Annotated in this window: 19 protein-coding genes; all 19 read right to left on the bottom strand. The window is 62.6% G+C overall.

The window, feature by feature from the left end; all coding sequences use genetic code 11:
• Positions 1-70: 70 nt before the first annotated feature.
• The 19 genes from recN to alaS all read right to left on the bottom strand — a co-directional run bounded on the left by recN (position 71) and on the right by alaS (position 22566).
• Entirely contained in the window at positions 71-1705 is a 1635-nt protein-coding gene (gene recN, locus B5F33_RS03730) for a DNA repair protein RecN (protein ID WP_087410449.1), read from the bottom strand.
• Complete coding sequence (locus tag B5F33_RS03725) at positions 1698-2558, bottom strand: NAD(+)/NADH kinase (RefSeq protein WP_087410448.1); 861 nt, start codon at positions 2556-2558, stop codon at positions 1698-1700. The genes recN and B5F33_RS03725 overlap by 8 nt, the downstream gene beginning before the upstream one ends.
• Positions 2555-3361 carry a TlyA family RNA methyltransferase gene (locus B5F33_RS03720; protein ID WP_087410447.1) on the bottom strand — a complete coding sequence of 269 codons (807 nt, stop codon included), beginning with the start codon at positions 3359-3361 and terminating at the stop codon, positions 2555-2557. Before B5F33_RS03720 ends, B5F33_RS03725 begins: the two co-directional genes overlap by 4 nt.
• A gap of 1 nt (position 3362) precedes the next feature.
• A complete protein-coding gene (locus tag B5F33_RS03715; protein ID WP_087410446.1) occupies positions 3363-3677 on the bottom strand; it encodes an exodeoxyribonuclease VII small subunit in 315 nt (104 codons plus the stop codon).
• Complete coding sequence (gene nusB, locus B5F33_RS03710) at positions 3677-4186, bottom strand: transcription antitermination factor NusB (RefSeq protein WP_087410445.1); 510 nt, start codon at positions 4184-4186, stop codon at positions 3677-3679. The genes B5F33_RS03715 and nusB overlap by 1 nt, the downstream gene beginning before the upstream one ends.
• Positions 4187-4189: 3 nt before the next feature.
• A complete protein-coding gene (locus tag B5F33_RS03705; protein ID WP_087410444.1) occupies positions 4190-4549 on the bottom strand; it encodes an Asp23/Gls24 family envelope stress response protein in 360 nt (119 codons plus the stop codon).
• 33 nt (positions 4550-4582) lie between these two features.
• The gene (gene efp, locus B5F33_RS03700; protein WP_087410443.1) at positions 4583-5149 is read right to left on the bottom strand and encodes an elongation factor P; all 567 of its coding nucleotides are present in this window, start codon (positions 5147-5149) and stop codon (positions 4583-4585) included.
• A gap of 213 nt (positions 5150-5362) precedes the next feature.
• The gene (locus B5F33_RS03695; RefSeq protein WP_087410442.1) at positions 5363-6493 is read right to left on the bottom strand and encodes a Xaa-Pro peptidase family protein; all 1131 of its coding nucleotides are present in this window, start codon (positions 6491-6493) and stop codon (positions 5363-5365) included.
• 397 nt (positions 6494-6890) lie between these two features.
• Positions 6891-8003: a hypothetical protein gene (locus B5F33_RS03690; RefSeq protein ID WP_143757938.1), complete on the bottom strand. Its 1113-nt coding sequence runs from the start codon at positions 8001-8003 to the stop codon at positions 6891-6893.
• Positions 8000-8533: a shikimate kinase gene (locus B5F33_RS03685; protein WP_087410440.1), complete on the bottom strand. Its 534-nt coding sequence runs from the start codon at positions 8531-8533 to the stop codon at positions 8000-8002. Before B5F33_RS03685 ends, B5F33_RS03690 begins: the two co-directional genes overlap by 4 nt.
• A 3-nt stretch (positions 8534-8536) precedes the next feature.
• Positions 8537-9034, bottom strand: coding sequence for a YqeG family HAD IIIA-type phosphatase (locus B5F33_RS03680; protein ID WP_087410439.1), 498 nt, complete (start codon positions 9032-9034; stop codon positions 8537-8539).
• Entirely contained in the window at positions 9031-10320 is a 1290-nt protein-coding gene (mltG, locus tag B5F33_RS03675; protein WP_239284736.1) for an endolytic transglycosylase MltG, read from the bottom strand. Before mltG ends, B5F33_RS03680 begins: the two co-directional genes overlap by 4 nt.
• A 263-nt stretch (positions 10321-10583) precedes the next feature.
• Positions 10584-10958 (bottom strand): DUF956 family protein, encoded by a 375-nt coding sequence (locus B5F33_RS03670; RefSeq protein WP_087410437.1) that lies wholly within the window; start codon positions 10956-10958, stop codon positions 10584-10586.
• Positions 10959-11099: 141 nt separating this feature from the next.
• Entirely contained in the window at positions 11100-12029 is a 930-nt protein-coding gene (locus tag B5F33_RS03665; RefSeq protein ID WP_087410436.1) for a PTS system mannose/fructose/sorbose family transporter subunit IID, read from the bottom strand.
• 18 nt (positions 12030-12047) lie between these two features.
• On the bottom strand, positions 12048-12860 hold the full coding sequence (locus B5F33_RS03660) for a PTS mannose/fructose/sorbose transporter subunit IIC (RefSeq protein ID WP_087410435.1): 813 nt from the start codon (positions 12858-12860) through the stop codon (positions 12048-12050).
• A 13-nt stretch (positions 12861-12873) separates the two neighbouring features.
• Entirely contained in the window at positions 12874-13866 is a 993-nt protein-coding gene (locus tag B5F33_RS03655; RefSeq protein ID WP_087410434.1) for a PTS sugar transporter subunit IIB, read from the bottom strand.
• 586 nt (positions 13867-14452) lie between these two features.
• On the bottom strand, positions 14453-18484 hold the full coding sequence (locus B5F33_RS11065) for an S-layer homology domain-containing protein (protein ID WP_143757937.1): 4032 nt from the start codon (positions 18482-18484) through the stop codon (positions 14453-14455).
• A 1002-nt stretch (positions 18485-19486) separates the two neighbouring features.
• Positions 19487-19903 carry a Holliday junction resolvase RuvX gene (gene ruvX, locus B5F33_RS03645; RefSeq protein WP_087410432.1) on the bottom strand — a complete coding sequence of 139 codons (417 nt, stop codon included), beginning with the start codon at positions 19901-19903 and terminating at the stop codon, positions 19487-19489.
• Between the two features lie 5 nt (positions 19904-19908).
• Positions 19909-22566, bottom strand: coding sequence for an alanine--tRNA ligase (alaS, locus tag B5F33_RS03640; protein ID WP_087410431.1), 2658 nt, complete (start codon positions 22564-22566; stop codon positions 19909-19911).
• Positions 22567-22570: the final 4 nt, after the last annotated feature.

Here is a 22570-nt window from a genome sequence, read left to right as displayed (position 1 = left end):
GCGCGCCAGACGATGCACGGTTCGCCCGGCGCGCAGGACGGCGCGATACAAAACCTAAAATAAGCGACGCCTAGGCTTCGTAGCCCGCTTCATCGAGCATCTGACGAGCATGGGCAAGCGAGGCGTCGGAGGCGTCTCCCGAGAGCATGCGCGCGATCTCCCGCACGCGTTCGTCACCCTCGACGCGCTCCAACTTGGTCTCGGGAACGTCGCCGTCGAGCTTTCGCACCACGTAGTGCGTCTTTCCCATGACGGCAACCTGTGCAAGGTGCGTGACCACGATCACCTGATGTGTGCGTGCAAGATCGGCCAAGACTGCAGCAAGCGAGCGGGCCACAGCGCCACCGACGCCGGCGTCGACCTCGTCAAAGACGAGCGTATCCACACCGTCGGCCTCGCCGAGCACGACCTTGCTGGCAAGCATGACGCGCGACAGCTCGCCTCCCGAGGCAATTCGCCGCAGCGGACGCGGTGTAAGACCCGACCCGGCACGATAAAGCAGCTCGCAAGCGCAAGGTCCCGCATCAGTCCATCGTTCACGCGGCAGGGGCTTGGACTCCCACACAAGCTCCGCGTGGCCCATCTCAAGGCGTGCCATCTGTTTGCCCACCTCACGGCAGAACCGCGGCGCGGCCTCGTTGCGCCGACGCGTGAGGGCCTTCGCCGCCTTGGTAAGGGCCGCCTCTGCCGTATCGAGCGCCTGTTGGGCACGGCGGAGGCGCTCATCGGCATCGTCGACGAGACTCAGCAACTCCCGGGCCTCGTCACGAGCGGTGAAGACATCCTGCATCTGTGGGCCAAACTGTCGCAGCAGCCCCTTGAGCGCACCGAAGCGCTCCTGAGCCTGGGCGAGCTCTTCGGGGTCGAAATCAACATCGTCTCGATAGCGCCGGAGGTCCGCCGCGGCGTCTTCCAAGGTGATGGCCGCGCCTGTGAGCGTTTCGGCGAACTGGGAGAGCTTCGCATCCACAGAGCCCATGCGCGAAAGCTCCGCGATTGCGGCGTTCAGGGCGTCGAGCGCGCCGTTATCCCCCGCCACAAGCTCGCTCGCCTCATGTGCCGTACGCGCCAGAATTTCGGCATGCTCGGCCCGAGGCAGCGTCTCTTCAAGCTCTTCATATTCACCTTCATGCGGATCGACCTCATCGATACGCTCAACAGTGAAGCGGGCCTCCTCAAGGCGGGCTCCCTGCGTGCGCGAAGCCTCTCTCACGCGGTCAAGCTCGCGCGCGGCAGCACGCGCCTCGTGCAACCGTGCGCGATACGCCTCAAGCGCCTCCTGGACCGCAGGACCCGCCCACGCATCGACCATATCCACGTGTGAGGCGGGATCGAGCAGCCGCTGATGTTCGTGCTGACCGCACAGGTCGATGAGGGGCCCCACGCGCGACGCAAGCTCGCGAACACCGGCAAGCTGGCCGTCGATACGCACACGGCTCCGGCCGTCGGCACCAAGCCGGCGTGTCACGACCATGCCCTCGGTGTCGTGGGCATCGCGAAAGAACCGGCCGGTGACCGAGGCGGCGTCTTCACCCTGGCGAACCTGGGAGGCATCGGCGCGCTCGCCCATGAGGAGCTTCAGCGCCGAGAGCAGTGCCGTCTTACCAGCACCGGTCTCGCCCGTGAGCACCGTAAGCCCCGCACCCGGCTCAAGCGACCCTTCGCGGATCAGCGCAAGATTGTTGACCTGTACCTCATCAATCATGGCGACGCACCCCATAGAACACGCGGGAAACCGAGTTATAGAAGCTCTCGGGACCAAAGTCCAAAAGCAGGATGTCGGCGTCTCCCCGGCGTACGGTCACACGTTCCACCGCACCTTCACACGTTATAAACTGACCATCGACCGCGATGGCGGGAACGGAGGGACGGTCGTGCGAAAGCGAGATCTCGACGACGTCCGAGGGAGAGGTGAGAAACGCGCGCGCCTGGATGGTATGAGGCGCGATGGGCACGCAGACCATGCCGGCATAGTCGGGGCTCACGATAGGGCCGCCGGCAGAAAGCGCATAGCCGGTCGAGCCGGTCGCAGTCGAGACCACCACGCCGTCGCCGCGCAGCCGATCGATGTGATGCCCGGACACCGTGATGTCGAACTCCACCATGTCGGAGAGCGGGCCGCGGGTCAGCGCCAAATCGTTGAGTCCGACGGCGTCCACGACCTCGGTTGTGCCGTCCTGGTGCGCCGCCTCCACGGTGCACGCTAGGGTCGCGCGACGACTCACATGGAGCTCTCCGGCCAGCGCGTCCTCCACCACGCGGAGAACGTCACGTTCCTCGGGGCTCGCAGCGGTCAGGAAACCCAGATGCCCGTAAGAGATGCCCAAGATGGGAATCTCGCGAGACCCTACGATTCGAGCAGCACGCAGCAGCGTGCCGTCGCCGCCAAGCGAGATGACCAGGTCGGCGCCTTCGATATCCGGAGCCGATACGATCTTGCTGCGCCGGTCTTGCGCCCAGGCGACCTCGTAACCATGGCGCGTCAGCCAAAGCTCAAGCGAAAGGCCGCTCTCGACGGCTTCGGTCTTGGAATAGTTGGGAACCAGGAAGACCTTCATCGCAACGACCTCTCAATCGCTTCTTCAACCTGTGCCTCCACGCCTGCAGACGCACGGGGCTCCGCACCCTTTTGCCCCAAAAGAAAGAACTCATGGTTGCCCTTAGCCCCGGTAATAGGTGATGCACAAACCCCGCGAGGAGCGAACCCAACGTCCTGGAACAGGGCGACGGTATCGAGCAACACCCGGCGCCAAACAGCGGGGTCGTGCACGACGCCGCCCTCGCCCACCTCGTGCGAAGACGCTTCGAACTGCGGCTTCACCAGCGTGAGGAAGGTGCCTGTGGGCACAAGGACCTCCGAGACCGCATCGATGATGTTGCGAATGCTTGTAAAGGAGACATCGCAGACCGCAAGGTCGCACGAAGCAGCATAGCCCAGTGCAGGAACATCGACGATGTTGGTACGCTCCAGCAGCATTACGCGCTCGTCCTGGCGCAAAGACCAGTCGAACTGCGCCCGACCCACGTCGACCGAGAGCACAGAGCGCGCACCGCGCTTGAGCAGACAGTCGGTGAATCCTCCGGTCGAGCAGCCGATGTCGATACAGGCAAGGCCAGCAGGGTCAACCTGGAAGGCGTCGAGCGCCCCCTCGAGCTTGAGACCGCCGCGGCCCACGTAGGGAATCCGCCCCTTCACATGCAGGGGAAGGCCGGGGCGCACCTTCTGGCCGGGAGAGGTCAGCCGCTCCCCGCCCGAGGAGACAAGACCCGCCATGAGCATGCGAAGGGCATCCGCGCGGTCGGCGCAGATGCCCTGTGCAATCAGTTCTTCGTCAAGGCGCACACGCTTTACGGACGCCATCTCATCCCTTGCTTTCGGACGCTTCATCCTGTGGTGCAGGCTCCTCCGTGGAGTCACCTTCGCCATTCTGGTCCGCGCTGGCCTGATCGCCAGCAGGTTCGACAGCGGGGTCGGCTCCCTCTTCCAGGGCCTGGGCCTCACGCGGGCTCAAGTCAAAGCTATCGACCAAATCGACCGCCTTGGAGCCGAGCGAAATCGCCTCATCGAACAGGTCGAGGCTGCGCTCCAGCGAGGTGTCCTTCGAGCGCACCGTGGCAATAATCTCGTCAAGCCGGGCCGTGATGTCGTCGAAGGTATGTACCGTCGACTCAGGCATTACAGCTCAGCCTCACTCGAGATCGCCCCGTCGGCCGCCTGGTCGCCCTCTGCGGCAGAGCTGTCATCGGCCACGTCCTCAGAGAAGAGCGGCAGGCGCTCCGACCGCGCGATGCGGCCCAGCACGCCGTTCACAAACGAAGCGGACTCATCGGTGCCATAGGCCTTGGCGATCTCGACCGCCTCGTTGATGACGACGGCATCCTCGATCGGCTCGGGCGAGAAGCGCATCTCGTAGACGGCGAGACGCAGCAGGTTGCGGTCGGCGCCCGGCATGCGGGAAAGTCGCCAGTTCTGCGAAACCGCCTGAAGGGCGGCGTCGATACGCATGCGATTAGCGTAGCACCCCCGAGCGAGCTCCTCGGCATACGGGCTCAGCGGACCCTTGGAAATCAGGTAGTCACCGGCAAGCACGGTATCCACCGAAACGCCGAGGGCCTCGGCCTGGAACAAAAGCTGCAGCGCCTGGCTGCGCGCCAGGGTGCGTCCACGGTCAACTTTGAGGCTCACGCGCTACTCCTTGGGAAAGACGAGGCCGTCGATGCACACGTCGATACGCTCGACCTCGACGCCAACCTGGGCGTCGATGCCGCGAAGCACCGCCTCGCGGATGACCTCGGCGAGCTTCTTGAACGGATAGCCGAAGAAGACCACCACGTGCACCGTGAGGACGAGCTTGTTGCCCTCGACACGGGCCTCCACGGCGGGCGCCGCGGAGGGCGCATGCGTGGAGAACATGGAAACGAGATTGGTGGCGAGGTCCTTCACGCCTACGGACGCGACGCCCTCGACCTCCTCGGCGAAGCGGGAAACAACGGCGGTCAGGACATCGGGAGAGATGCCGATACCGTCAATGAAGATCTCCTGAGACATGAGCTCCCTCGCTCTCTCGAATGACTGCGATAATTAGGAGACGCGAGACACGAACTTGCCGTCGCGCGTGTCGACCTTGATCTTCTCGCCCTCGTTGAGATACATGGGCACCTGGATGACGGCGCCGGTCTCAATGGTGGCGGGCTTGGTGGAACCCTGGACGGTGTCACCCTTGAAGCCGGGATCGGTCTGGGTGATCTCGACCTCGATGAACATCGGCGGGTTCACGCCCATGAGCTCGTCGTCCGCGTAGAGAAGCTGGCAGACGTCGTTCTCCTTGAGCCACTTGGCGTTGTCGCCAATGAAGTCCACGGGCACGGGAACCTGGTCGTAGGTCTCCATGTTCATGAAGTAGTAGTTGTCACCGTCGTTGTAGAGATACTGCATCTCGGTGGTGGTAAGGGTGACGCTCTCGAACTTGGTGCCGGCGTTGCAGGTCTGCTCAACCACGCGGCCCGTCTTGAGGTCCTTGGTCTTGTAGCGCACGAAGGCGCCGCCCTTGCCAGGCTTGACGTGCTGGAACTCCACGATGGTGCACACCTTGTCCTTGATGCGCAGGCCGATGCCGTTCTTAAAGTCAGCGGTGGTGATGCTTGCCATGGTTACCTTTCTCATCTCGCGCAAACGCGCATGAATGCAATCTATAGAAGTATACTCTTTCGACCAAAAAGCCGCGACCGGCACATGCTCCCTGCACGGTCGCAACAGATGAAACACTTGGCTACGCCCCCAAGGGCACAGCCAAGTGTTTCTAAGCAAGACGCCCGTAAATCCCAGAGGGCGCACCGCGGGCGTTATCGAGCCTGGAGCCCGTTAGCAGTCGATGACCTGGAGGTCGTGCGGGCTCTGGGTGAAGGGCTTGAAGCCGTCGGCGGTCACCAGGCCGTAGTCCTCAAGGCGCACGCCAAACTCACCCGGCAGGTACACGCCCGGCTCGACGGTGATGACGGCGCCCTCGCCCACCGTGTTGTGGGTGCGGCCGAAGTTGGGCAGCTCATGGATGTCGATGCCCACACCGTGGCCAAGGCCGTGGCCGTAGTAGTCGCCATAGCCGGCGTCGCCGATGATCTTGCGCGACAGCTCGTGGATCTCGTTGCCGTCGACACCCGCATAGATGGCACGCGCGCACTCCTCGTGCGTGCGCTGGACCAGCGCATAGATCTCGCGCATCTTCTCGGTCGGCTCGCCCACCGAGACCGTACGCGTCATATCCGAGTCGTAGTCGTGGTAGCGCGCGCCGTAGTCCATGAGCACGAAGTCGCCCTTCTGGACCACGCGGTCGCTTGCGATGGCGTGTGGGTTGGCCGCGTTGGGACCGGAGGCGACGATGGAGCCGAAGGCGAGGCCGTCGGCGCCGTGGGAATACATGAAGTTCTCAAGCTCGAGCTTGATCTCCTTCTCGGTGAGGCCCGGACGAATGAAGCCGAGCATGTGCTGGAAGGCGGCGTCGGTGATGGCCTGGGCCTGCTTCATGAGGGCGATCTCCTCATCGTCCTTGACGGCACGCATGAGGCGCAAATCTCCATGCATCTGCGGAAGCGCGGCGTAGACGGAAAGGTCCTCGAGTCCGCGCTGGAGCCCGGTGTAGAACGAAAGCTCCATGGTGTCTTCCACGGCCACGACGCGGCTGCGCGTCTCGCGGGCACGCTCGGCTGCCCACTTAGGGATGGCCGTGACCTCCATGTCGAGCTTCCAGGGATTGTCGGCAGGAAGGTGCTCGACGAAGCTGTTGTAGTAGCGGGAGTCGGTATGGAGATACGTCTCATCGGCCGTGATGAAGGCGGCATGGGGAAGCTCGCCGGTGTAGTCGAAGACGCCCTCGGCACCGGTGAGCCAGCGCAGGTTCGCCTCGTCGCGGATGATGACCGCGTCGTAGCCGCGCTCCTCCATGAGGGCGCGGACACGGGCAATGCGGCCTGCAGGGCCGGAAATGACATCTGCCATGGTGATCCCTTTCTCTTGTTGGTCATGTTCCATGCGACAGGATACCCCTCGCGGGCGCATCGCGCACGTCCCATCGTACGGGAGCGGCTCGGCGCCCGTGCGCTTCAGCGCGAGGCGTGAACCCTCAGGCGGCTCGCGCCCTCCGCACACGCCGACGGGTCGGCCGCGTTCCTAGGAAAACGCTGATTACAGCCTCCGAGCGCCCCTTGTGCACGCTCGCTTCGAAAAAGGGCGTCCGAAACGCGATTGTCCGAGTAGACCAGGATACCTGACGGACAAAACCCCTGGTAGATGGCTCGGGGCTTTAGAGCCTACTCGGCGATTCCAGAAAGAGACGCCCTTTTCCGAAACGAGCGTACCTAGAGGACCGCCGCGAAGGCTCATATTCAGCGTTTCCCTAGTCCTGTTCCTCGGCAGCGAGCTCGGCGCGAGAGCCTACGTATGCGGTCGCATGACGCAGGAGCACGTCGTCGGGCACGCTCGTAAGACGAATAATGCCGGGCACCTTAGGCAACGCGAACAGCAGGCGGTTGGCGCGGCGTGCGTTCGTCTCTTTAAGCGCTTCGATGAAGCGCTCGGGATCGAGCGAGAACGGCAACTCGTCGATACCCAGGTCGTCGAAGCGGTCATCCTGCTCAAAGACATCGTCCACGTTGAATTTCGTGACATCCACGGCAAGGCGTGCCTCGAAGCGCATGCCTTCGGCAAGCAGCACGTGCCACGGAATATCGTCACCCAAGCAGGCGCGCAGCGCATGGGCGGTCGTAAGGCCGTACTGCAGCGCATTGCGCGCAGAAGGGTTCGCGGAGGTAAGGACCGAGCGGCGGCCCAGCTGCGCCGTGCTGAGCGCGTCCACGTAGGCGAAGGACTGACCCCGCGCAAGACGTGGCACAAGCTCGCCAAGGCGCTCCCAAGCCCGACGGCTATCCGCCATGATCGAGCCCATCAGGTGGACGAGACCGGGCTGACGGGCCTCGGCGGGAGCCTCGGTCACCAGGTCGAGCTCACACACGACCAGCGACGGCTCGGGGATGATGGACACCATGTCCACCGCGTCGCCCACCGAAAGCGGGCAGATGGCCGTGGCCGCCGTCACCATGGCGTCGAAGGTGGTGGGAACGAGCGCACACGAGATGCCTCCGCACCACAGCTTCGCGGTAACCGAGACCACCGAGCACGCTTCGGCGTCTCCAATGCAGACCACCAGGTCGTCGTGCGTCACACCGCAGTGACCCAGCTCACCCAAAAGCCACGAGACGGTGTCCATGGTGCAGAGCTTGGTGTCATCCGGCAACGTCACGCGGCTCACACGAAAGCCCACGTCCACCAGCGCGTGGGTGACGGTCGTCTCCAAGCCCTCGTCCAAAGACGACGCCCCCACGAGGGCGGCGCGCTTCGGAAGACCCACCGTCGTGCGAAACATGCGGGGCAGTTCGTCGAGGATATTCGACCCCAGGCGAACGTCGACGCTACGCGATGAGAAATTGAGCAGCTGACGCCTTACCGTCACAGCAGACCACGCTCCAAAAGTAGCTCCGCGCACTGATAGGAGACCTCTTTGAACGACCGGCCGCGGATGTCGATCGTAAGGTCTGCGGCCTGCTCGTAGAGGGGCTTGCGATGCGCAAGCAGCCCCGCCGCGTGCTCGGGGGAATGAAAATCCGGTCGTGCCGCATACGACCGGATCTGGCGAAGCGAGTCGTCCAGGTCGCCGTCAAGGTAGACGCAAAATCCCATGGCGTGCATGAGGTCGATGTTCTCGGGCGTCTCTACCACGCCGCCTCCGCACGAGACCAACAAGCTCCGCTCGGACTGCAGCGACCGGAGCGCCTGGGTCTCGAGGCGACGGAAGTAGCGCTCTCCTCGCGACCGATACATGGCACCCACCGACATGCCGGCCCTGCGCTCTACCAAGCGATCGGTGTCTACGAATCGTCGGTTGAACATGTTCCCCAGGTTGCGGGCGAGCGTCGACTTGCCCGCGCCCAAAAAGCCGATGAAGAAGACATGGTCGCAGCCATGTTTGACGCTCCCAGGCATCGGCTACTCCTCGCAAGGCACGCCGCGCAGCGCACGACGCTCAAAGATGCGAAAGAACCGCGTATACCAGAGGTCGACCGTGGTCTGCGGCCGCACAAGGATCGAGCTGATCCCGGCGAAATTGCCCGCCCACACGTCGGTGTAGATCTGGTCGCCCACCATAACGGCAACGTCGCGCTCGACCCCTAGGTGGCGCAGAGCGCGTACAAGGGCGAACGGCAACGGCTTGCAAGCAAACGAGATGGCCCCCAGACCCAGCTCGCGCGCCGAGCGCTCCACCTGGTCGCGATGCCAGTTGTTCGAAACCATATAGAGCTTGAACCCCATGGCACGCGCCCGGTCAAGCCATGCCGCCACCTCCGGCGGCGCCGTCTTGCGGTCGCGCGGCACAAGCGTGTTGTCGCGGTCCAGCAGGATGGCGCGTTTGCCCGACGCCCAAAGCTGGTCAAGGTCGATACGGTCTACCGAGGCGACATAGCGTCCGGGGGAAAAGATGCTCATGAACGTGAATCCAAATACTCCTGACGGTTCGTGAGGAACTCGTCGTAACTCTCGCTGAACTTATGCGTGCCGTCGTTGGCACTGGAGAGTACATAATACAGGTACGACGTGTCCGCAGGGTGAACAGCCGCCTGAATCGACGAGATACTCGGAGAGCAGATGGGTCCAGGGGTGAGACCCGTGTTCTCGTAGATGTTATAGGGCGAGTCGATCTTAAGGTCATCGTAGGTAACGGACTGCGAGCCGCCGCCGCGCGCATAGACGATGGCCGCATCGATCTGCAGCGGCATGTTCTCCGCAAGGCGGTTGTAGATGACACTCGCAACGATCGGACGCTCATCTTCGACCGCGGTCTCGCGCTCGACAAGCGAGGCGAGCGAGATGAGCTCCTGGGACGTAAGGCCGTTGGCACCGGAAGCAAGGTCAAGGTCGGCGGTCTCAATCTCGAACTGATCGAGCAGGGCGCGGATGATATCGTCCGAGGTGGGCGTGCCTGAGAAGCTATAGGTCTTGGGATACAGATACCCCTCGAGCGAATCGTTGTAGGCGCCTTCAAGGAAGGGGTAGTCCGCGACGTAGTTGGACGCCTTCGCCTGAGCCAGGAAGTCGTCGGCAGGGATGCCGTAGACCTCCTCGACGCGGTCAGCCGTCTGCTGGACCGTCAGGCCCTCCTGGATGGTGAGCGAGACTCCCTGAACGTTCGGCCCGTCAACCAGCTGCTGGACGACCTCGAGCGGGTCCTGACCCGTCGTGAAGAGGTAGTCGCCCGGCTTAAGAAGCGCATCGGCGTTGAGCTGGCGAACGGCGGCATAGTAGTTCTTGGGGTCCTCGATAATGTGATTCGTCGACAGAACCGAGGCGATCTGGTCTCCCGAGGCGCCTTCGGGAATCGTGACCTGCACCTCCTGGCCGGCTGCCACAGCAGGTTCGTCGGATGCCGTAAAGATGGAGGCGACCGACGGAATCACGACGCCCACGACGAGCGCAACAGCCGCAACGGCGACCACCAGCGCGATGATGACCGGAACCGGAGAGGACTTCTTGCGAGCGGGAGCCTGGTACGAGCTTGCGATGGGTCGCGCTCCCCCGGCCGCGGGGCGCGCCGCATGGGAACGACCCGCCGCGCCTGCCGTCTGGCGCGCGGATGTGCGGGTGCGCGCCGTGGCGCCCGAGGCAGTCTGCTGAGGCTGCTTAAAACGGGTTCCCGCAGGTCGACCGGTGGACGATGCGACGGCGCGGCGTGGGCTGCGCTCAGGCTGGTTGGATCGATGCGTTGCGTTTGCCACGAGGGTTCCTCCACAAGTCGGCTGAATGCGATTCTTTTCGACTCGTAGTGTACCGCAGCACCCCCTCAACCTTAAAGTTTCCATCGAACCTTGAAGGATGTATTCACGGTGCGGCGAATTCTTATGCAGAAATGATGCGGCACCGGCAACATGTAGCAACTCCAACAAAAAGATGCGACCCCGTCCCCCTTGGGACACATGCCTCAACGGGGACGGGGTCGTATCGAGCAACATGCTCAGGCTCTCAAGCTGTGCGACGCGCATCAGTGGCGATGGAACAGGCTCCTGATGCCAGCGGATACAACGTCGAGAAAGTTCGGCGAGCGCACCAGACGGTCCTCGGGAACATGCCCACGCATCGCACGAAGCGTCTGCTTGTTGTTCTTCGTCGAGAACGAGTAGTTTCCGTTCGACTTGGTCATGATAACGAAGCGCGGAATCACTTTGCCCCTGAACATGACCGAGGCCGCCACGCGGTCGATGTCGCTCCAGGGAATCTGGATGTAGTCCTCGACGTTCCTGCCGTTATAGAACTCGAACGCCTTGTCGCCGATCATGACGTTGCCGTACTTCGACAGCCCCATAAACGAAGTGCCCGGCGTGGTGAGTTCTACGACGGTGTTTTGAGATTGAGCCATGAGGCGCCCTCTCCCCTACGACGATATACGGACGCGGGGCCACGTCACGCGAGCCTGTGCACTGCTGCCAAGGCACCGCGAGGCGTGGCCCCGCAACGGAACGTCCCATCCCCGCGGGTGCGAGGATGGGAACACAACCGATTACAGAAGGCCGACGAGGTGACCGACGATACCAACGACGAACATGCCGATGATGATGACGATCGGGGAAACCTTCTTCTTGAGCAGCCAGCAGCACAGCAGCGTGACGCCCACGGCGGCGAGGCCAGGGATCAGGCTGTCGAGGTTCTGCTGGAGCGTGGTGACCTTCTCGGCGGTCAGCGACAGGCCACCGGCCTGGTCGGAGAGCGCCTGCAGGATGGCCGCGCCCACGCCGTCGCTCTGAGCAAGCGCATCGAGACTGGACGGGTCGATATAGGCACCGGTGTCAAGCGGCACGGTGGAGACGACCGGGGCGAAGGTGATGGAGACCCAGCGCTCGACCAGCGAGCCGATGACGAACATACCAAGGATGGAAGCGCCCTCGGTGATCTTGCCGAGCAGGCCGCCCGAGAGGTCGTTCGTGATCGAGGTGCCCAGCTTGTAGCCGAACTCCTGCGTGTACCACTCGAAGACCATACGAATGACGTTCCAGGCCACGAAGAAGATGATCGGGCCAGCGATGGAGCCACCCATGGCGAGCGAAGCGCCGAGTGCGCCGAGCAGCGGGCGGACGGTGTACCAGAACACCGGGTCGCCGACGCCAGCGAGCGGGCCCATCATACCGACCTTGACGCCCTGAATAGCGGCATCGTCGATCGCAGCGCCGTTAGCACGGTCCTCCTCGAGGGCCAGGGTAACGCCCATGACCGGGGACGACACGTAGGGATGCGTGTTGTAGAACTCCATGTGACGCTTGAGCGCCGAAATCTGGTCATCCTTGTTGGTGTAGAGCTTCTTGATGGCCGGGATGATGGAATAGCACCAACCACCGTTCTGCATACGCTCGTAGTTCCAGGAGCCCTGGAGGAACTGATGACGCCACCAGACCTTAATACGGTCCTGCTTGCTGAGGGTAACCTTTTCTGCCATGTGTCTCTACCTCCCTTCCTACTCGTAGTCGTCCAAGATGTCGCCGAGCGGGTCGCCGGAACCAGCGGCGCCGCCGCCCTGCTTAGCAAGCTCCTTGAGGCCCAGATAGATGAGGGCCAGGCAGATGCCGATAGCACCCAGGGCGATAAGGGTAAGCTCGGAGATGGCAGCGAGGCAGAAGCCGAGGACGAAGAACGGCCAGACCTCCTTGGTCGCCATCATGTTGATGACCATGGCGTAACCGACGGCAGCAACCATGCCGCCACCGATGCTCATGCCGTCCGTGAGCCATGCGGGCATGGCGTTCAGCGCAGCCGTCACGGCCTCCTGCGGAATGAAGCACAGAGCCGCGGCCGGGATGGCGATACGGACGCCCTGCATGCAGATGGCGATGATCTGCCAGCGGTCGATGGCGCCGAAGTTGCCCTTGGCAGCTGCGGCGTCCATGGCGTGGACGATGGGGATAGCGAGGGTACGAACGACCATCGTGAGGAAGAGGCCAGCCACAGACAGCGGCACGGCGACAGCGATGGCCGTAGAGATGGCCTCGGACTGCGCAGTACCACCGTTAAGAGCGATGACCATCAGAATTGCGGACGCGGTGGACGCGAGCGCGGCATCGGGCGCGACGGCGGCGCCGATGTTGGCCCAACCAAGGGCCATCATCTGGAGCGTACCGCCCAGAACGATGCCAGCCTCGAGGTGACCACTCACCAAACCAATGAGCGTGCACGCAACGAGCGGCTGATGGAATTCGAACTCATCAAGGATGCCCTCCATGCCGGCAAGGAAGGCAACGATGACAATCAGGATGATTGTGAGAACCGACATGTTTCCCTCCTTCTTATGCCTGAGCGGCCAGCTCGGACTTGGCCTTCTTCATCATGGCGTCAAAGTTCTCGGGAGAATCCGAAGGAACCTTGCGGACGTCGAACTCGATGCCCTTGGACGCAAGCGTCTCCAGGCACTCGACGTCGGCCTTGTCCATTGCGATGGCGTTCGTGACGACGACCTTGCCGACCGAGTGGGCCATAGAACCAAGGTTGACGTTCTTGATGTCGACGCCGCCTTCGACAGCCTTCAGGACGTCCTGAGGGGTCTCGAAGAGCAGCATGACCTTCGTGGCACCGAAGCGCGGGTCCTTGGAGACGTCGATCATCTTCTGGATCGGCACGACGTGCACCTTGACTCCCGGAGGAGCCGCCTGCACGATCATCGTCTTGCGCAGCTCGTCATGGGAGACGGAGTCGGAGACGACGATGATGCGGTCGGGGTTGACCTGCTTGGTCCAGGTCGTCGCGACCTGGCCATGAAGCAGACGCGTGTCGACGCGGCAGTGGGCGATCTTGATGTGACCGTCGCCCAGGACCGTGCCCTCGGGGATAGCGCCCGTGGGAACATTCGCCTTGGCCACCTCGGCCTTCGCGGGTGCGGGCTCGAGGTCTTCGGGCTTGACGCGAACGCCGTCACGGGACTCCTGGAGGATGCCCGTAGCGATCTCTGCCGCGGTAGCCTCCGGGTTCATGCGCAGCGTATACGCCGTGATGACCATCGGGAGGTTCATGCCGGTGACCGCCACCCACGTGGGATGGGAGTCAAGAAGCCCGTTGATCTGGTTGAACGGCGTGCCGCCCCACAGATCGACCAGGAACAGCACCTGCTCGGGATCTGAAAGTGTTGCCACCTCCTTCTCGATCTCGGCCCTCAGGTCATCTGGTCCCATGCTCGGCTGCAAGCTAACGGAAACGACGTCAGGCTGATCGCCAAAGACCATCGAGGCCGTCTGCTTGATGCCCGCAGCAAGGTCGCCATGACTTGCAAGGACAATTCCTACCATACCTACCTCCTTTTACTAGAGAGGTTACATTGAGGTTTGCGGTGACATCATGCCTGCCATCCACAGACCTTGGTTAATTGTATAGAATTAGTGAATCACGTTCGAAATAATATCCGCGAACGGTCGTTTCCGCAGGTAGAGACGATTCGGCGAACGGTCTTTACATGTCGTCAGTTTTATGCAGAATTCGCGCATATTGCGCGTAAAGGTACCGTTTACCGAGGATAACGACCGTTTACCAGGTTCTTGGTTACGTATTGTATAAACCGTGGGTTTGTTGCATGTGCTGAGGTGAGGCGCTTGGCATGGCGGTTGACCCTGGCAGATGCGTGCCGCTTTTAGGAATTACGTGCGCCCGGCGGAAGTTGCGTACGCCCAATGAAAATTGCGTGCGCGATTCGGCCAGAATCACCCTCATTTGGAGGCGATTATGGCCGAAAACCTCCATCAACTTTTGGAGCGCGCACGCAACTAGGGCGAGGGATACGGCTCGGGAACAAGGAAGGAGCCCCTTGGGACGAAGACGGCCCGGGACAATCCACTTTTGGACGTCCCGGGCCGGCACATCGGAAACAAAGCCGGCGTTCTACAGGATGCCGAGGTCCCCGCCCGCTCCCTCCGCGGCGAGGCGGTAGAGCACCGTGGCCATCTGTGCGCGCGTGAGGGTGCCCGCGGGGCCGAGCTCGCCGGTATTATCATAACCCTTGAGCAAGCCCGTGGAGACCGCCCAGGAGACCGCGGGCCTCGCCCACGGGGACGTCTCTCCGCCGTCGGGGAACGCCCCCAGGTCCGCCTCGGCCTCAGGCGAGCCGGCCGCCCTCCAGAAGACGGTCGCGAGCTGCTCGCGCGTGAGCGGGGCGTCAGGCGCGAAGCGGCCGGACCCGTCGTCGTAGCCCGACATGAGGCCCTGGTCGGATGCCCAGGAGACCGCCTCCGCGTACCAGGCGCCGGGGTCGCAGTCGGAGTACCTCTCTACACCGGCGGGGTCGGCCGCGGGCGAGCCGGCGGCCTTGTAGAGCGTCGCCGCGAGCTGGGCGCGCGTGAGGGCGTCCCCCGTGCCGAAGAGGTTCGACCCGTCGTCGTAGCCGGTCATGACGCCGTGGAGCCACGCCCAGCGGATGGCCTCCGAGTACCACTCGCCCTCGGACGTGTCCGCGAAGGGCAGCGCGTGCGAGGCCCTGTCGAGCGCGACGAGCCACGTCGAGGCGTGGTTGAGCGGCAGGCGAGCCGAGCCGTCTTCCCCGACCTCGCCGGAGGTCTCGAATGCGAGCCCCTTCTCGGGGTCGTAGTGATAGAGGTTCGCCACAAGTCCCTTGGCCTCCTCGCCGAGCGGCGCCACGAGCGTGAGCGTGAACCCGAAGGGTCCGTCGTGCGCGAGCGTGAGCTCGACCGAGCCCGCCTCGCCCGTCACGAGGTTCACGACGTCCGCCGATATGGCGTCCGTACCCATCTCGACCCCCATGTCGAGATCGGTGAACGCCATGTCCGCCGGGACGTCGACGCCCCGGATCTCCCACGACACGCCCTCCCCCATGTCGAGCACGAGCGTGACGTCGCGGCCGGCGACTGCCTCGAGGGCCTCGGCGGGGAGCTCCGTGGTCCCCTTCATGTCCACGGTGACGGTGTCGCCGTCCTTTGCTCCCTTGAGCTTGTCGATGATGGAGTCCCAGCCCTTCGTCCCGCCGGACACGGGGCCGGAGGGCGTCGAGGGCGGCACGTAGGGGCTCCTGATGGAGCCCGCCGTGGTCGCGGACGTTTCACGTAGGTCATACCAGTCCGCATTATCACCACCGAGAACGAGCCCGCTGGCGGTGATAGTCTTGTCCGTCCCCACCCCGGGGCTGTCGTAGGCGATGCCGGCCGCCGAGACCGTCACGTCGTCATCCCCCACCACAACTCCGTCGGCCAGGACGACGGCCAGGCCCTCCGGCGGCTTCACATTGCCGTCGTAGGTCTTGGTAGCCGGACCGGTGAATGCAACCGTCACGGGCTTACGGTTCAGCGTGATGGTCACAGTGGCGGAACCAGCAATAAGATCAGAGCTGCCGCCATACTTCACCGTGAGGGTCTGTTCCTCCCCTATGGGGATTCCCTTGTTGCTGGTGTCATAGGTGAGGGTAAAGCCGCCGCCGTTCTCCACATCCGCCGTAGCGAGTTCGGTTTCACCCAAATACAGACCCACCTGGTTCTGCGCCGGTTCCGCGATGGCGTTGATGCCGTCGCTGGGCGTTTGGCTGGAGGGCGAAATCGTACCTTTGACCGTGATGGTGTCACCGTAGTTGAATGTGTCGGTCTGCGTTTCACCGTTGTAGGTGTTCGCCGAGATGTCCGACTTACCGGCGTTGATGCTGATGGACAGGATTGCCGTGTTGGTTATCCGCTCGAAGTTAACAATGCTGTCGATAGACGCTTGAACAGTAAAGCTGTGGCTGGTAGCCGTCGCTTTCGGCACGCCGCTGATTACGCCGGTACTGGCATTCAGCGTCAGTCCCTCCGGCAGGGTGGCACCATTCGCAAGCGTCCATGTCACCGTCTTGTTATCGGCAACGCTGGCCTCCAGTTGCGCTTCATACTCCACGCCCACATATCCGCTGGTTAGGCTGGTGGTCGTAACGGAAGGTAAAGTGGTGAGACGATAGCCGAAGTAGAAGAGGTTGGACGGGTTATAGTAGTCATTCCCGGCGTATCGGGTGTAGAAGGTGTAGTCCGTACCGGGGGACAGGCTAGTAAATGCATTGCTGTTCTGCCAGCGATCCTCCGGGACAGAAGTCTCATCACCCGTGATATATCCGTATTGAATAGTACCGTAGATATCTGCACCATCGTCATCAACCGGATTCAACGTAACACTGGTTGTAGTCTTTTCATTCAAAATATTTGGGCCGTCTGGCGGCTCGCCGGGTGTCGCCTTGGACACGGTGAGGGCGCCGGCGCCGTTGCCCGACAGCAGACCGCTGTCCTGCCCGGGGGCATAGACGGCGGTGATGGTGTAGGCCTTCTCGCTGGGTGTCCAGCTGGCATCGTTCAAAGTCAAGCTATAGGATGCTTTGCCGCTGTTCACATTTGTGCCGCCGCTGTTCAGCAGAGTGCCGGATGTATTCGATCCCTGATAGAAATACACGGTGCCGCTATTGACTGCCCCGGAGCCGTCTGTTACGTTGGCCGTCAGGGTAACGGTGGAGCCATAGGTAACAGAACCTACGGGACTTCCGCCGCTGGTTATGCTCAAAGTAACATTTGCGGCAAAATCATTGTTGCTCACGGTTATAGTACCGCCATTATTCGCAACCGTTCCGTCGCCGGTCAGGGTGCCGCTACCGGAAATCGTTCCGCCGTTGGACAGAGAGCCGCCTTCCTCCACCTTCAGCGTGCCATCCACCACCAGCTCTATGTTCTCCGGGATAATCAAACTGGTACCATCTGGGATGGTTACGGTCACGCCGCTGTGAATTACAATATCGTCGGGCAGCTCCAAATCGCCATAGACACTATAGTCGTCGCCACTGGGCAAGATGCCGTCACCGCTATCTGCACCATCATTCCAAGCCGTGCTAATTCCAACGCCACAGTCGTTGCCATTTCGATCGTCGCCGAGGCCGCCGGTAATCTCGGCACCATTCAGCACGACCACTGTGCCGCCGTTGCCGCCGACGCCTTGGCCGCTATATGCTGTGCCACCGCCGATGCCTGCGCCGCCAACATAGTCGCCCGCACCGCCTGTGACGGTCACATTGCCGCCGGTGATAACCGTTACGCCACCGCTGCCGGCAGGGCCGGATGCGGAGACGCCGCCGCCAATGCCCGCTCCGCCATACCTCCCAGCACCCCCGGTTATGTTGACGGTGCCGCCATTGATGATCACCGTGCCACCATTTCCGGCAGTGTATGTTGTCTTGGTGCCGCCGCCGATGCCTACACCACCAGCATAGACCGCATCGCCGCCATTAATCTCCACACAACCGCTGTTGATAGTTACCGTGCCGCAGCTTTCGTCTAAATCGCCGCCAATGCCCGCGCCGCCCCTTATGGTTTCCTTGCCACCTTTGACTGCCAGCGAGGCGGAAGCATCTCCATTGAGGCTCTGAATCGTAAGCGACGCACCAGTGGGCAGGTGGATACCGGGGGCGCCGCTACTATTGATGCCGATACAGTCGCCGCTGGTGAGCGTGTTTGCGCCCTCCAGGATCAGCGTCACATTTGCGCCGGATTGAATATCAAAGGCGGGGCCGCTACCGTTTGAGAGGTCAATGTTGACGTTGTTTAATGTAATCGTCACCATCACGCCAGAATTGACCGTAATGGTGTTTGTCGTGTTGCCACTGCCGGTGATGGTATAGCTGCCACTCTCGGAAATTACGACATTTCCACTGTTGATATTGTACGTATTGTCTGCCAGCGCATTCACCGTGCCATTGAATACCGCAAAGAGGTCGTTGATAACCTCCGCCCCAGTAATCTGCTCTTTCTGCTCGTCGGTCAGGACGGTATAGGCATCACAGGCTGCCTGTACCTGGTCATAGACCGTCGCTTGTTCGTCCAGGGACATCGACGCCAAGGCCTCCGCCGTGGGAAGCGCGTCAATCATAGCCTGGACATCGTCAACATCCCGTGGCAGCACAGCTGTACCCTCAGCAGATCTTGCATCTATCAAAACCTCGCTTAGCGTCGCGGCTTTCGCCGACAGCGCGTCAGCAGGCACCATCACCGCTGCGCACAGTACCGCTGCGCAGATGCTTACGATGCGAATCCAGCTATTCCGTTGTTGGACTAGATGCTCAGAATGAGCATCCCCCCCCCCGAAAACATTTTGAATCGACTTGAGAATCATGGCGGTACCAGCCTTTCTGTTGCCGCACGTCTTTAAGCGACAGACATCTCCATTAAGATTAACGTATCGAAAATGCCTGAACCGAACAAGTAGATTTGTCCGAACGGTCGCCTGATTGTCCGAATGGCGGCAAGAACAGGATGGGCCACCGGCAAGCTGACCACACTCCTACCCCAATTTGTATGCAATGCAGAGACAGAGGACCATGCGTGAGCATCGCACGACTGGATGCCTAAACCGATGGCCAATCGAGCGCTCGCCTGGGCGGACGATCCACAAGATCGGTTGCGGAATGGTCAATATAGGTTCGTGCTGGGTACGAAGATCGCAACATTGGAGGGAGTGTGGTCAATTGGAGCGCGCGCTGGGCATCGGTACTTCTCGCATGCATGCAGATGTGGTCAAAATGATGGCCTCCTGGACAGCAAGGCAGCCCCATTACGGGTCAACGCGCGACGACACCTCGCCGCACGTACCCAGCGCTCAACAAAATTGACCAACAGCTGCACGAGACCACGCCCCTCTTGCCCAGCGCTCATCCGAATTGACCAACCGCTTGACCCGAATGCGTCGCTCATACCCAGCCGCCACTCGAATTGACCAGCGGCACAACCCCGACGCATCGCAGCTGCCCAGGGGACGGCAGAATTGCCCACCCGCGGGAGGTGCAGCCCAGAAACCGCATCGCGCTCGCCCGAAAACAAAAAGAAAAGGCGAGGACCCAACTGGACCCTCGCCTCCACAAGCAAATCAACCGCGCAGCCTAGCGCCAGACAACCCCCGGGCACTCCCCTACGCGTTGCGCTGACGGTCAAGCCAAGTCTGCAGAAACAGACTCGCTGCAACCATATCGACCTTGCCGCGCATATCGCGCTCGGAAAGGCCCTGTTCGCGCAGGATGCGCTTGGCCTCGCGCGAGGACAAGCGCTCGTCGACGAACTCGACGGGAAGACCGGTCGCCTCGCCCACGCGCCGAGCCACCTCGGTGACGCGCTGGGCCTGCGGGCCATCCTCCCCTCCCAGGGTCTCGGGACGCCCGCACACGAGCACCTCGGGCTCATAGTCCTCCAAGATCATGCGGAACGACCGAGCCATACCGGTCACCTCCGCCGCCGGAAGCACCTTCACCGGCATCGCCACGCGTCCGCTTGCGTCAGACGCAGCGATGCCAACGCGAACATCACCGATATCGAGCGCCAGAGCAGCCATGTCGCTTACGCCTCAAGTGCCTTCTGAGCAGCCTCGAGCGCCGCGGGAATGCCAGAGGCATCCTTGCCGCCAGCCTGAGCCATGGTGGGACGGCCGCCACCGCCGCCACCCACAAGCGGAGCGATCTGCTTGATGATATCGCCCGCCTTGAAGCCAGCCGCCACAGCCTCGTCGGTCGCACCGGCAAGAAGCGCCGGCTGGCCCTTGGAGGTCACGGTAGCAAGCACGCACGCCACGGGGCCCTGCGCCTTCTGGCGCACGGTATCCCAGACGTTGCGCAGGTCGGCAGCCTCAAGTCCCTCGAGCTGGGCGATGACCAACTTGTAGGCACCCATGTCGCGCGCGGTCTCGATAGCGTGCGAGATGGCGTCGGACGAGCCGCCGGTAAGGGCGGCCTTGAGCTTCTGGTTGGCCTCGCGCAGCTCCTTCTGCAGACCGGCGACACGCGTCGGAACCTCGTCCACGCGGCACTTAAGCGCCTCGGCGGTCTGCTCAAGCATGTGAGCGCGCGCGTCCAGATAGGCCACGGCGCCCTCGCTCGTCACAGCCTCGATACGACGCACGTTAGAGCCGGTCGAGGACTCGGAGACAATGCGGAAGAAGCCGATCTCGGCGGTATTGCGGGCATGCGTGCCGCCGCAGAGCTCGCGCGAGAACGGACGGTCCTCGGTACCCACGGAGACAACGCGCACCACGTCGCCGTACTTCTCGCCAAAGAGTGCGACAGCGCCGGCAGCCTTGGCCTCATCGATGCCCATGACCTGGGTCACGACGGGCTTGGCGGCAAAGATCTCGCGATTCACGAGCTCCTCGACGCGGGCAAGCTGCTCGGTCGAGAGGGCCTCGAAGTGGGTGAAGTCGAAGCGCAGGTGCTCGGACGCCACCAGGGAGCCTGCCTGGTTCACGTGGTCGCCCAGCACCTCCTTAAGCGCGGCGTCAAGCAGGTGCGTCGCGGTATGGTTGCGGCGCAGGAGCTCGCGGCGATGATGGTCGACCGTAGCAGCCACCGTATCGCCCACGTGAAGCTCACCAGCCTCGACATGCGCGACATGCGCATAGATGCCCGCATGGGCCTTGGTGTCAGACACGGCAAGGCGCGCGCCCGCAGAAGCAAGCTCGCCGGTATCGCCCATCTGGCCACCCATCTCGGCATAGAACGGCGTGCGGTCAAGCACGACCTCGACGTCCTCGCCCTCAGAGGCAGCGTCGACCGAGGCGCCGTCGCGCACGATCGCGAGCACGTGAGCACCCTCGAGCGCATCGTCCTCATAGCCGCAGAACTCGGTCGCGGCCACGCTGTCAGAGAGCTCGACCCACACGTCGTTGAAGGAGCCCCACGCGTCGCCCTTCACGTTGGCACGCGCACGCTCGCGCTGGGCCTCCATCTCGCGGTTGAAGCCGTCGATGTCAACGTCGTGGCCCGCGCCCTGGGCGATCTCGACGGTAAGGTCAATGGGGAAACCAAAGGTGTCGTGCAGCATAAAGGCAGAGGCGCCGTCGAGCACCTCGCCCTCGCCGAGCTTGGAGAGCGCCTCGTCCAGATAGACGCGACCGTTGTCGAGGGTCTGCGAGAAGCGCTCCTCCTCGGCGTTCACGATGCCCTTAACCAGAGCGGCGTTCTTGGTGAGCTCGGGATAGGCATCGGCCATGAGCTCGTTCACCTTGTCGATGAAGCGGCCCAGGAAGGCGCCCTCGACGCCCAGCAGGCGGCCGTGGAAGACGGCGCGACGGAGCAGACGGCGCAGCACATAGCCGCGGCCCTCGTTGCCCGGCAGGATGCCGTCAGAGATCATGAAGTCAACGGAGCGCGCGTGGTCGGCGATGATGCGCAGCGAGCGGCTGGGGCCCTCGTAGTCGTCGCCCACGTAGGTCACACCCGAAATCTCCTCGCCCAGGCGGATGAGGCCCTGCATGATGTCGCTGTCGAAGAAGGAGGTCTTGTGCTGCATGATGGCACTCATGCGCTCAAGGCCCATGCCGGTATCGAGGTTGCGGTGCGGCAGCTCCGGCATGGAGCCGTCCTCCTGGCGATCAAACTGGGTGAACACGAGGTTCCAGTACTCCAGGAAGCGATCGCAGTCGCAGCCGGGCGCGCAGTCGGGACGGCCGCAGCCGACCTCGGGGCCCATGTCGTAGTAGATCTCGGAGCAGGGGCCGCACGGACCGGTGGGGCCAGCCGCCCAGAAGTTGTCGTCCTCACCCAGACGGCTGATGTGGTCCTCGGCAACGCCAAGACTGCGCCAGATGTCGTAGGTCTCGTCGTCGTCGGTGAAGACGGTGAAGTACAGGCGATCCTTCGGAAGCTTGAAGACATCGGTCGAAAGCTCGAGCGCCCAGGTGCACGCCTGCTCCTTGGAGACGCCACCGAAGGAGAAGTTGCCGAGCATCTCGAAGAACGAGGCATGGCGACCGTCGGAGCCGATGATGTCGATGTCGTTGGTGCGCACGCACTTCTGGCACGAGGTTGCACCGATCTCGCGCATGGTCTTCTTGCCCTGGTAATACTCTTTGAACTGGTTCATGCCAGCGTTGGCAAGCAGAAGCGACGGGTCGTCGGGGATAAGCGACGACGAGGGATAGAGCTTGCACCCCTTGTCTTCAAAGAACTTCAAGAACGCAGAGCGAATCTCTGCGGTGGTCATGGTGGGACGGTCTTCGGTCATGTGG

The organism is Collinsella sp. An2 (assembly GCF_002160065.1).
Taxonomy (GTDB): Bacteria; Actinomycetota; Coriobacteriia; order Coriobacteriales; family Coriobacteriaceae; genus Limicola.
The sequence above is the reverse complement of the archived record's forward strand: the minus strand, read 5'-3'. Positions and strand labels throughout refer to the sequence as shown.

Coding starts and splice junctions, on each gene's coding strand:
- recN (WP_087410449.1), bottom strand. CDS start 1,705: ATGATTGATGAGGTACAGGTCAACAATCTTGCGCTGATCCGCGAAGGG.
- B5F33_RS03725 (WP_087410448.1), bottom strand. CDS start 2,558: ATGAAGGTCTTCCTGGTTCCCAACTATTCCAAGACCGAAGCCGTCGAG.
- B5F33_RS03720 (WP_087410447.1), bottom strand. CDS start 3,361: ATGGCGTCCGTAAAGCGTGTGCGCCTTGACGAAGAACTGATTGCACAG.
- B5F33_RS03715 (WP_087410446.1), bottom strand. CDS start 3,677: ATGCCTGAGTCGACGGTACATACCTTCGACGACATCACGGCCCGGCTT.
- B5F33_RS03705 (WP_087410444.1), bottom strand. CDS start 4,549: ATGTCTCAGGAGATCTTCATTGACGGTATCGGCATCTCTCCCGATGTC.
- efp (WP_087410443.1), bottom strand. CDS start 5,149: ATGGCAAGCATCACCACCGCTGACTTTAAGAACGGCATCGGCCTGCGC.
- B5F33_RS03695 (WP_087410442.1), bottom strand. CDS start 6,493: ATGGCAGATGTCATTTCCGGCCCTGCAGGCCGCATTGCCCGTGTCCGC.
- B5F33_RS03685 (WP_087410440.1), bottom strand. CDS start 8,533: ATGCCTGGGAGCGTCAAACATGGCTGCGACCATGTCTTCTTCATCGGC.
- B5F33_RS03680 (WP_087410439.1), bottom strand. CDS start 9,034: ATGAGCATCTTTTCCCCCGGACGCTATGTCGCCTCGGTAGACCGTATC.
- B5F33_RS03670 (WP_087410437.1), bottom strand. CDS start 10,958: ATGGCTCAATCTCAAAACACCGTCGTAGAACTCACCACGCCGGGCACT.
- B5F33_RS03665 (WP_087410436.1), bottom strand. CDS start 12,029: ATGGCAGAAAAGGTTACCCTCAGCAAGCAGGACCGTATTAAGGTCTGG.
- B5F33_RS03660 (WP_087410435.1), bottom strand. CDS start 12,860: ATGTCGGTTCTCACAATCATCCTGATTGTCATCGTTGCCTTCCTTGCC.
- B5F33_RS03655 (WP_087410434.1), bottom strand. CDS start 13,866: ATGGTAGGAATTGTCCTTGCAAGTCATGGCGACCTTGCTGCGGGCATC.
- ruvX (WP_087410432.1), bottom strand. CDS start 19,903: ATGGCTGCTCTGGCGCTCGATATCGGTGATGTTCGCGTTGGCATCGCT.
- alaS (WP_087410431.1), bottom strand. CDS start 22,566: ATGACCGAAGACCGTCCCACCATGACCACCGCAGAGATTCGCTCTGCG.